Source organism: Micromonospora globbae, from assembly GCF_003610785.1.
In the GTDB taxonomy this organism is placed as follows: domain Bacteria; phylum Actinomycetota; class Actinomycetes; order Mycobacteriales; family Micromonosporaceae; genus Micromonospora; species Micromonospora globbae.
Genome location: NZ_RAQQ01000020.1, coordinates 129912 through 139547, shown reverse-complemented (window position 1 = coordinate 139547; position 9636 = coordinate 129912). Strand labels below are relative to the sequence as shown.

Below are 9636 nucleotides of genomic sequence, written 5' to 3'. Positions count from 1 at the left end.
TCAAGGGCTGGAAAGTCCTGACCAAGTTACGCTGCTGCCCCCGCCGAGCCACCCCAATCGTGCAGGCCACCCTCGTCCTCCAAGCCGCCGAAGACGCCCGCTACCCACGATGAAAATGGCTCAATGACCGCCCCCGTGTCCCCAGCCACACAACAACGGCTGCGCGAGGCGATGAAGCGCCTGTTCGACCGCCAGCCGATTCACACCGACGGCAAGCTGACCAAGAACAACCTGTGGCGCGAGGCCGAGGTCAGCCGCGCCACCATGAACCGCGCCGCCGACATCCTCGCCGAATGGGACGCTCGGGTAGCAGACAGCCTCGCCGGGGCCGTCGCATCGCACCGCGGCGAAGAACTCGACGATTTACGAAGCAGCCTGGAAGCGAGCCGCCGAAGATGCCGCCAACTGCAAGATCAGGTCGATGCCGCCGCCACCGTCATCGCCGCCCTCGCAGCGGAAAACGCCACGCTACGCAGGCAAGCTCTGAACACCTCGGCCGTCGTCGTTCCGCTTCAACAAAGATCGACAGTACGAGCGTAGGTCGGGCTCTGAACCTCGGGCCAACGGTGTCTCATGAGACACCGCCGAGTCTGGAGAAGGACGGGTGGCGGGTGATCGCCTTCCGCGGCACCGATGGGGTGTACCTGCAGTCGCGGGCCGGCCGGAACCTGACCACCTACTTCCCGGACATCACCCGCGCGATCCGGGCGGCCATCCCACCAGGGGCCGTGCTCGACGGTGAGCTGATCGTATTCGAGCGCGGCCGGACGAACTTCGCGCAGCTGCAGCGGCGCGTCACCGCCGGCCGCGACCTGCCGCGCATGGCGCGCGAGTGCCCTGCCCACTACGTGCTGTTCGACCTGCTCGCCGACGGCGGAGGGCAGGTGATCCTGGACCTGCCGTTGTCGGAGCGACGGGCCCGGCTGGAGCGGTTGCTCGCCGGCGCACCGGCGCAGTTGACCCTGACTCCGCAGACGTCGGACATGCGGCAGGTGGCCGACTGGCTGCTGAACTGGACCGTCGCGGCGGGCATCGAGGGCGTGGTGAGCAAGCGCCTGGACGGTCGGTACGAGCCGGGCCGGCGCGGCTGGTGGAAGTTCCGGTCCCGGATGGTCACGGAGGCCGTCGTCGGTGGGGTGACCGGCAGCATCAGCCGCCCGGAGACCGTACTGCTGGGCCGGTTCGACCAGCGGGGCCGGCTGCGGTACACCGGCCGTTCCCACCCGCTGACCACCGGCCAGGCGGTCGATCTGGCGTCGCTGCTGTCACCGCCGCGGCTACCACGGCGCGCAGCGGCGGCCCACCCGTGGCCGCAGCCGCTGCCCGCATCGTGGTCGGGCCAGCTGGACCGGCCTGAGCCGCTGCCGTACGTGCAGGTGGAGCCGACGGTGGTGGCGGAGATCGACGCTGACGTGGCGTTCGAACGCGGACGGTGGCGCCACCGGGTGCGCTACGCGAGGGCCCGGACCGACATGTCGGTCTTCGACGTGCCGCTGCTCCTCGGCGAGGGGGAAGACCCGTCGGGGGCGTCACCGCCCGCCGCACCGTGAAGCGGCACGGCGGGCGGACCGGTCAGCGGTGCCAGGGGCCGGTGATGGCGAAGGTGGTGCCGGGGTTGTAGCAGTTCACGTACAGGGTCCTGCCCCGGTCGTCGAAGACCACGCCAGCAAACTCGCCGTACGAGGGGTCGTCGGCGGTGCCGACGTTCTGGCGGTTCCTGGCGAAGACGAACGGGTCGCCGTCGGCGGTGACACCGAGCAGGTGCTGTTCCCCGTCGCCGTCCTCGCAGATCATGAGGCCGCCGTACGGGGACAGGCAGATGTTGTCGGGCGCCTGGTACAGCTTGTCGTCCGGCGTCTCCGAGTCGCGGGTGAAGACGACCTCCAGCCGGAGCCGGTTGCGCACCGGGTCGTACCGCCACACCTGGCCGTCGTGATCCACCGTGGAGCCTTCGTCGGCCCGGGAGTACGACGACACGAAGTAGGCGGCGCCGTTGCCCCAGTAGCAACCCTCGAGCTTCTGCGCATGGGTGATGCCGGCCGGCCCGTAGTCCTGCTCGCGGGTCGGCTCCGAGGTGGCGAGCGGGTCGGGCACCGTGACCCACTCGATCCCGCCGAACTCGGTACCCGGTTCCTGCACGGCGGACAGGTCCGCCACACCCGGCACGCGCATGGCCTGCAACAGGCCACCGGCGCGCAGGCTGCCGTACCCGCCGAGCGGCCGGTTGGGCCTGAAGCGATAGAAGCAGCCGAACGGGAACGCGAACGCGTCCTCGGTCTCGTACACGATGCCGGTGCGCGGGTCGACGCAGATCGCCTCGTGCTGGAAGCGCCCCATGGCCGTCAACGGGGTCGGGGTGGCGTTCGCGGTGTTGTGGAACGGGTCCACCTCGAAGATGAACCCGTGGTCCTTCTCGTATCCGTTGGTGCCGGCGCGGCTCTCGTTCTCCTCACAGGAGAGCCAGGTCTGCCACGGCGTGATGCCGCCGGCGCAGTTCACCGCGGTCCCGCCGAGGCTGACGCGCTCCTCGATCAGGCCGTTGCCGGCGTCGAGGACGAGGGTGGTGGTGCCGCCGAAACCGCCCGGGTCGTACTTGTACTCCCGGGGCGCCGGCACCGGGTTTCGGGCGGTCGGGGAGTTCTCGTGGTTGCGCACCAGCACCCCGCGCCCACCGCGGCCGCGGAAGTAACCCATGCCGTCGAAGCGGCTCGGCACGGCGCCGCCACCGGACTTCAGTGGCTCACCCTCCCGGCTCACCACCCGGTAGCGGAAACCGCGCGGCAGGTCCAGCAGCCCGGCGGGATCCGGCACGAGCGGTCCGTAGCCGGCCCGCGGCACCACCCCCGCGGCGCCGACCGCCATGTCCGCGCTGACCAGGGCGCCGACGGTGCCGGCGAAGGTCACCGCGACGCCGGCGGCGCCGGCACGGGTGAGAAGCTCCCGGCGGGAGAGCGTCGCTGGGCTGTCGTCAAATGGGGTCATGAAACTTCCCTTCAACGAAGTCCTTCCATCTGCCACTAAACACCAGCCGCACGCTCGGAGGATAGATGCTGTTCACTTGTTGTTTCACCGATGGCCATCTTTGCGCGGCGTCATCCGTTGAGCCGGTGCGGGTCGCGCTACCACCAGCCGGTGGCGCCGAGTGTGGACGCGAGCGCCCCGCCGACGAGTCCGCCGAGTGGGACGGCTACCCAGGCCGCCGCTCGCGCCGAGAACACGCGCGCAGGCCGGCCGGTGCTCTACCGCTGAGGCGTCGCAGCGAGCGACGTTGCGCCTCGCGGTGCGGTGTGGTGACGACGACTGCCCACTTGGGGCGGCGAACGCCGGATACTGTGTTATGGTTGCCCAGTTGCAGTTTTGATTTCCGTAGACGTCTCGGCGCCTGATGGGTCAACCAAAACCCGTCCAGGTGCCTTTTTCGTTTCGTGTCGCTTCCGACGCGGGTGATCAACGCGGCGGCGCGCGAGTCCGCACAGTGCGGTCTCCATCAGCCTGCGGAGGAGCAGACATGGCTACAGGTACCGTGAAGTGGTTCAACGGCGACAAGGGATTCGGCTTCATCACCCCGGACGGCGGCGGCGCGGACGTCTTCGCCCATTTCTCGGCGATTTCGGCGAGCGGCTTCCGGAGTCTCGATGAGAACCAGCGGGTGGAGTTCGACATCACCCAGGGCCCGAAGGGCCCGCAGGCGTCGGACATCCGCTCGCTCTGATCCACGCTTCGCCGAACGGCGGCCCGACTGGTTCAGCGGGCCGCCGTTCGGCGTATCGTCCGTCATTTCCTCAGTTCCCGAGCAGTACCAATGCGGTACAGGGCGTGGGCGGGCAGATGATGGCCATCCACCCGCCCACGGCACCCCGTCAGAGGACCCGGACTCTTACCGCCGGCGGCGGCTGGCCTCGGGGATGTTCGCCTCGATCTCCTCGTGACGGACCTGCTCGTCAATCGGCTGGTCCTCGACCACCTCGTTCTTGGCGAGGTGGACACGCTCGACCGGCACCCGGTCCTTGGCCACCACGGGACGTTCGGCGCGGAGCTGCATGTCCTGCTCGGCCTCGCCCATCTCGGCGCGAACGTTACGCGCGTCAGCCGCGTTGATCGGCTCGCGCTCGACGTACACCTCGTCGTGCTCGACCGGCATGGTGGTGTGCACGTTCTCGGTGACCACATGCTTGCGCAGTACCGCCTTGCCGGCAGGCTGGCTCTCCGTGCCCACCCGGAGCCGCTCCTCGGAGCGGATCAGTTCCTCGCGGCTCTCCGGGGCCTGCTGCGGCTGCATCCGGTAGTACGTATACAACTGGGCGGTCTGCTCCGCGTTCAGCGGCGTAGTCGTGCCGCCCGGCACGGCCGGGGCGTTCTGAACGGTTGCCTTGTCGTAGGCGACCTTCAGCCGTCCGCCCTGCATCTGTGCGTTGGCCAGCGGAGCCATCGGCTCCTGACCGCCACCAGTCTGCACGCTGACCCAGGCCGGGTCGCCCGCAGTGGCCCAAACCTGGCCGACGCTGCCGATCTTGGCACCCGACTGGTCCTGGACGTCCTGATCAAACAGCGAACGCACCTGCTGTTCAGTGAAGCGCATTGGTCGTCCTCCTCTCGCGTGTAACCTCCGCGTACCCGTGGCGTCCCCGGCCATTCGTCGATCCGGGAGCCCGCAGGGGTTGCCATACGAGTGCACCGACAGGCCCAGCTCTTCTCCTCGCTGGACGGTATCGGGACGTTCCCGCCCACGCCCAGGGTGAGCACTGTGGCCACCTTGACGTTCGTCACGATAATTCGGATGTGCCGACCCAGCGGAAGCGTCTCCTGTCGAATCCGACGATCATCGGCGCGGTGATCGCGGCCTCGGCGACAGTCCTCGCCGCAGCCGTTCCCGTCGTGATCGAGCTCTCCAAGAACCGTCCAGCCGCTGATCCCCCGACCATGCCCGCGGCTACCACCCCGGCGGTCGCCACAGGGACGGCGACGGCGCCGACAGTCAGCCCCACTCCCTCCCACACGGCAGAGACCGGGCACCAGTCACTGGTCAGCATGCCGGAGACAGACGACCTCGAGGGCTGGACGCAAGAGCCGCAACTGGTGGCCGGTCAAACGCGGGATGTCGTTCTCGCCGCCTCTCCCTGCTGGCTCAACGACGACTTCACCGCCACGTTCGTGGTGAGCCGACGCTTCTCGACCCTCAGGGCGAGTGTGGGCATCGCGGACGACTCCCCGGTGGCGTTGCCGCTCCTGTTCACGGTCCTGGCCGATGGCAAAGCCGTCTTCACCGCCAAGGTCGGACTCGGGAAGGTGCGGCCCGTCAACGTCGACATCAGCACGGCGACACAGGTGTCCCTCCGGGTCAGCACCACAAGCACCAATCAGTGCCATGAAGACACCACCGGAGTCTGGATAGCACCCGAGGTGCGGCACTGATCTCCTCGACGATCCCGGTCCCGCACCGATGACGACCACGTCGTACGTCGTGTTGTCCATGTCAGTTCGCCTTCGCGGCGTGGCCCAGGCGGATGGCCGAGATGAGGAAGAAGATGGCGCCGGGGATGGCGTAGCCGATCGCGTTGGTCAGTGCCGGGTCGTCCGCGGAGGCGGCCGCGCGAACGACCCGCCGGCGAGCACGGAGAGCCCACCGCTGATGATCATCGGCCACTGGCCGCCCATCGCGCGGCGGGTGACGCCCACGACCAGCTGCACCAGCCCGGCCACGACCGCCCAGGCGCCCCACACCCGCAGCATCGCCGGGATGCCGGACGTGCCGGCGACGCCGGCGATCGCGAACGCGACGCCGGCCCAGACGATGGCGAAGGCGAAGCGGACGACGTACAGCCGCCGCAGGGCGGACGCCGTCGTCGAGATACCGGGTGCGGCAAGGGTGGTCATGGTCATCCTTTCGGTAGGCGAGGGGACCGCGAGAGGGGCTGCCGCAGGGACAGCCGAAGTAGAACGAACGTTCTGTCTCGCGCTGACGGTAGGGGGCCGTGCGTCGCCATGTCAAGACAGAACGTTCTACCTACTCGTCGGTTGGTCGGCCGCCCGCTGCCTGCCCCGCATGCGGTGCCGGTCGCGTCGCCCTCAGGGACCGAACGTTCTGTCCACTACCATGGGTTCATGGCACGTAGCGAAACGGGCGTCCGGCCGTCCGAGGCGCGACAGCGGCTCCTCGACACGGCGACCAGGATCTTCTACGGGGAGGGAATCCACTCGGTCGGCGTCGATCGGATCATCGCCGAGGCGAAGGTGACCCGGGCCACGTTCTACCGGCACTTCCCGGGCAAGGAAGACCTCGTTGTCGCGTACCTGCAGACGGCCGACCAGGCCATCCGCGACCAACTGGACGTGGCCGTCGCCGCCGGCCTTCCCGCGCCCGAAGCCCTCCGGGCCGTCGCGGAGTCGATCGCGCGGGACATCCAGTCCGCCGGATTCCGCGGCTGCGCGTTCCTCAACGCCGTGGCGGAGTATCCCGACCCTGACCACCCCGTGCACCAGGCCGTCCTCTCGCACCGGCAGTGGTTCCTGGACACGATCCAGGCCCTGCTGGCCCGCATCGAGGAGACCGAGGCCGAGTCCGCCGCGCGGCACTTCGTCATGCTCCGCGACGGCGCCATGGCGGCCGGCTGCCTCTTCGACCCGGTGCTGATCTCCGAGACCTTCCTGCGCGCCGTCGAGGAACTCGTCCGCACCCACGCCGCACGCCGGCCATCCCGGACCGCATCCCAGAGCTCCTGACGTCCGAGCTCCGGGGCTGGCGAGAGGTGCTGCCGTGGGAGACGTGGCGGTAGATCCTTCGTGAAGCGGGTCAAGCCGGCCACGCCGACGTCAGTACGCCGCGCGTGGACCGGACGCCGGGGCATCGGGACGGCCTCGCCTAGGATCAGCTCATCGTGGACGCGGGCGCGGAGAGTGTGATGGTTGCTGTCGCGCCGGGGCAGGTGATCCTGTCGGACCGGCGGACGCAGCGCACGTGGTCGGTGGAGGTCGAGCCTTTCCAGATCGGCGCGTTTCCGGTCACCCAGGCGGAGTACGCCATGGTTCTCGGCGAGCGTCCGAGCGCGGTGCGCGGGGATCGGTTGCCGGTCGAGGGGGTCTCGTGGTGGGACGCCGTCCGGTTCTGTAACGCCCTGTCCCGACGGGAAGGGCTGGTGCCGGCCTACCAACTCGATGGCGACGGCGAGGGCATCGAATGGGATCGGTCCGCTGACGGGTACCGGCTGCCGACCGAGGCTGAGTGGGAGTACGCGTGCCGCGCCGGCACGACCGGCCCGCGATACGGACCGCTGGACGAGATCGCGTGGTACCGCGCCAACTCTGGCGGGCGCGTCCACAAGGTCGGTGGCCGGCAGCCGAACGCCTGGGGCCTGTACGACATGCTGGGAAACGTGTGGGACTGGTGCTGGGACGTCTACGACGCCGAGGTCTACGGCACCTACCGGGTACTCCGCGGCGGCGGTTGGTTCGATGAGCACTGGAGTTGCCGCGCGTCCGTGCGCCGTCGCAGCCATCCGACCTACCGCGTCGACGACGTGGGGTTCCGCCTCGCCCGTTCCGCTCCGCGCTGAGACGGGCCGCGCTCAGCGGAACAGCCTCTGCTTCCCGTTCCTCAGGCGTCGAGCAGCCGCCAAATGGTGAGGGCGAGCCGGGCCCGCATCAGTCCGGTGGGCTCGGTGAGGTCGACGCCGAGGGTCTTCGCGATCTGGTCGATGCGGCGGGCCACGCTGCTGTGGTGCAGGTGGAGACGCTCGGCGGCGCCGCGAAGGGAGCCGGTGGTGCAATAGGCGTCCAGGGTCTCCAGGTCTTCCGGGTTGCCGGCCATTCGGGCGATCGCGGCCACGTCGGCGTTGTCGCGCGCGGCATCCTGACGTATTTCGGCCAGCAGCGTCAGCGCGCCCAGATCGTCGTGATGGACGATCGGTTGGCGTGGGGTGGTGAAACGCAGAGCGGTACGGGCTTGGAGCCAGGAACGGTCAGGGCGGTCGACGGCGCCGATGCCCGCGCGCACGCCCGCCGGAAATCGTGCCGGGTCCACGTTGCCCGCCAGGATCACGCCGACGTCGGCGAGTGGTGCCGCCTTGACCAGGCGCGCCGGGCAGATCAGGCTGCCAACCTGGTCGAGCGGAAGCCGTGACCGTACGGCCACGACGCGGACGGGCAGGTCGGCGGGGAAACCCAGCAGCCGCATCGCCCGGGCTCTGGCCGCTTCGTCGCTGTCGGCGCTGATGACCAGTTCGACCAGTGCGGGGTCGGCCATGGTGGTGTGCGCCGGGCCGTATCGCTCGACGACCGCCGCGACGGCGATGGCGAGTCGCTCCAGCAGCGCTTCGTCGAGCAGGCTCGGCGGCCCGGGGCGTTCCAGCCATACCGTGCCGATCTCTTCCTCGTCGAGGATGATCGGCCCTTCGCTGGACGCCGGTGACGGCGGGCCGGACGCCTTCCTGCCGTCGGGCGTCACGCGAATCACCCGCCCGGTGCCGGTGAGTCGGATCCCGACCACGCACTCGGCCAGGCCCGCCGAGGCCCGGGCGAGCGCCGGCAGATCCACCCGGCGACGCATCAGCGTGTCGTAGAACATCACGACGCGGATCGCGCCGCCGAGATGCGGATCCAGTCCCGACAGTCGTTCCGCCAAGGCTTCCATGACGCAAGCGTAGGCGCCGATCGGTGCGCGATTCGCGGCGAACGCCCGACGGATGGCGGGTGATCCGGCAGGGGAGGGCCGTGAGGATGGATCGCATGGATCCCGAGCTGGAAGCATTCATCCCGCTACTGCCGTCCGTCGACCTGACCGACCCGGTCGCCGCCCGCGAGGCGCTCGCCAGAGCCGCGATGAGGCCGATGCCGGACACCGTGGGGATCGAGGTGGAGGACCGCACGGTGCCCGCCGCTCCTGACGTGCCGATTCGCATCTACCGCCCCGCCCGGGCGCAGGGCGCCGTCGTCTGGCTGCACGGCGGCGGAGGCGTCTTCGGCAGCCTGGACACCGAGCACACGCAAGCCCTCCGGATCGCCGAGGGCTCCGGCGCGGTGGTGATCTCGGTGGGCTACCGCCTGGCGCCAGAGAATCCGTTCCCGGCCGCCTTCGACGACGCCTACGCGGTGCTCGCGTGGACGGCCGCACACGCCGCCGAGCTCGGTGTCGACCCAGAACGAATCGCGGTCGGCGGCCACAGCGCCGGCGCGGCGCTCGCGGCCGGGCTGGCGATGCGGGCCCGCGAGGAGCAGGGTCCTCCGATCCGCTTCCAACTGCTCAACCAGCCGATGCTCGACGACCGGCAGCAGACCTGGTCGCAGCACACCTTCACCGACACACCCTGGATGAGCCGCGACAAGATCGCCGCAGTGTGGCGGCACTACCTGGGCTCCGCGCCCGCCACGCCCTACGCCGCTCCGGCGCGGGCCACCGACCTGTCCGGCCTGCCCTCCGCCTACATCGCCACGGCCGAGTTCGACCCGCTGCGTGACGAAGCCATCGAGTACGCGCTGCGCCTGCTGCAGGCAGGTGTCTCGGTCGAGCTGCACCAGTGGCCTGGCACCTTCCACGGGTCGCAGGCCCTTCCCGCCGAGGTGTCGCAGCGGCAGATCGCCGAACTGGGCACCGTGCTGCGCCGCGCTCTGGCGACGTGATCGGCCGGGCCGGGCCGGCCTCGC

Annotated in this window: 10 protein-coding genes and 2 pseudogenes; 8 read left to right on the top strand and 4 right to left on the bottom strand. The window is 69.8% G+C overall.

The annotated features are described in order from the left end of the window. The 3 genes and pseudogenes from D7I43_RS24775 to D7I43_RS34435 form a co-directional block, all read left to right on the top strand. A pseudogene (locus D7I43_RS24775) lies at positions 1-113 on the top strand (IS5/IS1182 family transposase); the annotation flags it as partial. 10 nt (positions 114-123) lie between these two features. Further along, positions 124-540: a hypothetical protein gene (locus D7I43_RS24770; RefSeq protein WP_187692700.1), complete on the top strand. Its 417-nt coding sequence runs from the start codon at positions 124-126 to the stop codon at positions 538-540. A 26-nt stretch (positions 541-566) separates the two neighbouring features. Beyond that, a pseudogene (locus D7I43_RS34435) lies at positions 567-1088 on the top strand (ATP-dependent DNA ligase); the annotation flags it as partial. 484 nt (positions 1089-1572) lie between these two features. On the opposite strand, the gene D7I43_RS24760 reads toward D7I43_RS34435, so the two are convergent. Beyond that, positions 1573-2982 carry an alkaline phosphatase PhoX gene (locus D7I43_RS24760; protein WP_120330955.1) on the bottom strand — a complete coding sequence of 470 codons (1410 nt, stop codon included), beginning with the start codon at positions 2980-2982 and terminating at the stop codon, positions 1573-1575. Between the two features lie 526 nt (positions 2983-3508). Between D7I43_RS24760 and D7I43_RS24755 the strand changes: the two genes are divergently transcribed. Continuing rightward, complete coding sequence (locus tag D7I43_RS24755; RefSeq protein ID WP_120330954.1) at positions 3509-3712, top strand: cold-shock protein; 204 nt, start codon at positions 3509-3511, stop codon at positions 3710-3712. Between the two features lie 165 nt (positions 3713-3877). Here D7I43_RS24755 and D7I43_RS24750 read toward each other — a convergent pair whose 3' ends face one another. Further along, entirely contained in the window at positions 3878-4579 is a 702-nt protein-coding gene (locus tag D7I43_RS24750) for a YsnF/AvaK domain-containing protein (RefSeq protein ID WP_158610148.1), read from the bottom strand. Positions 4580-4779: 200 nt separating this feature from the next. Here D7I43_RS24750 and D7I43_RS24745 point away from each other — a divergent pair, with 200 nt between their 5' ends. Then, positions 4780-5412, top strand: a complete 633-nt coding sequence (locus tag D7I43_RS24745) for an NPCBM/NEW2 domain-containing protein (RefSeq protein WP_120330952.1) — start codon at positions 4780-4782, stop codon at positions 5410-5412. Between the two features lie 147 nt (positions 5413-5559). On the opposite strand, the gene D7I43_RS24740 is transcribed toward D7I43_RS24745, so the two are convergent. After that, complete coding sequence (locus D7I43_RS24740; RefSeq protein WP_240033133.1) at positions 5560-5874, bottom strand: hypothetical protein; 315 nt, start codon at positions 5872-5874, stop codon at positions 5560-5562. Positions 5875-6102: 228 nt separating this feature from the next. On the opposite strand from D7I43_RS24740, the gene D7I43_RS24735 reads away from it, so the two are divergent. Together D7I43_RS24735 and D7I43_RS24730 are read left to right on the top strand one after the other, a co-directional pair. Beyond that, complete coding sequence (locus D7I43_RS24735) at positions 6103-6720, top strand: TetR/AcrR family transcriptional regulator (protein ID WP_120330951.1); 618 nt, start codon at positions 6103-6105, stop codon at positions 6718-6720. A gap of 179 nt (positions 6721-6899) precedes the next feature. Continuing rightward, entirely contained in the window at positions 6900-7550 is a 651-nt protein-coding gene (locus D7I43_RS24730) for a formylglycine-generating enzyme family protein (protein ID WP_120330969.1), read from the top strand. A gap of 41 nt (positions 7551-7591) precedes the next feature. Here D7I43_RS24730 and D7I43_RS24725 read toward each other — a convergent pair whose 3' ends face one another. Next, complete coding sequence (locus D7I43_RS24725; RefSeq protein ID WP_120330950.1) at positions 7592-8626, bottom strand: PucR family transcriptional regulator; 1035 nt, start codon at positions 8624-8626, stop codon at positions 7592-7594. Positions 8627-8721: 95 nt separating this feature from the next. Here D7I43_RS24725 and D7I43_RS24720 point away from each other — a divergent pair, with 95 nt between their 5' ends. Further along, complete coding sequence (locus D7I43_RS24720; protein ID WP_120330949.1) at positions 8722-9612, top strand: alpha/beta hydrolase; 891 nt, start codon at positions 8722-8724, stop codon at positions 9610-9612. The last annotated feature ends 24 nt before the right edge of the window (positions 9613-9636 follow it).

Bases quoted from the DNA above. Each gene is read 5' to 3' on its own strand.
- D7I43_RS24770 (WP_187692700.1), top strand. From the start codon at position 124: ATGACCGCCCCCGTGTCCCCAGCCACACAACAACGGCTGCGCGAGGCG.
- D7I43_RS24760 (WP_120330955.1), bottom strand. From the start codon at position 2,982: ATGACCCCATTTGACGACAGCCCAGCGACGCTCTCCCGCCGGGAGCTT.
- D7I43_RS24755 (WP_120330954.1), top strand. From the start codon at position 3,509: ATGGCTACAGGTACCGTGAAGTGGTTCAACGGCGACAAGGGATTCGGC.
- D7I43_RS24750 (WP_158610148.1), bottom strand. From the start codon at position 4,579: ATGCGCTTCACTGAACAGCAGGTGCGTTCGCTGTTTGATCAGGACGTC.
- D7I43_RS24740 (WP_240033133.1), bottom strand. From the start codon at position 5,874: ATGACCACCCTTGCCGCACCCGGTATCTCGACGACGGCGTCCGCCCTG.
- D7I43_RS24735 (WP_120330951.1), top strand. From the start codon at position 6,103: ATGGCACGTAGCGAAACGGGCGTCCGGCCGTCCGAGGCGCGACAGCGG.
- D7I43_RS24730 (WP_120330969.1), top strand. From the start codon at position 6,900: ATGGTTGCTGTCGCGCCGGGGCAGGTGATCCTGTCGGACCGGCGGACG.
- D7I43_RS24725 (WP_120330950.1), bottom strand. From the start codon at position 8,626: ATGGAAGCCTTGGCGGAACGACTGTCGGGACTGGATCCGCATCTCGGC.
- D7I43_RS24720 (WP_120330949.1), top strand. From the start codon at position 8,722: ATGGATCCCGAGCTGGAAGCATTCATCCCGCTACTGCCGTCCGTCGAC.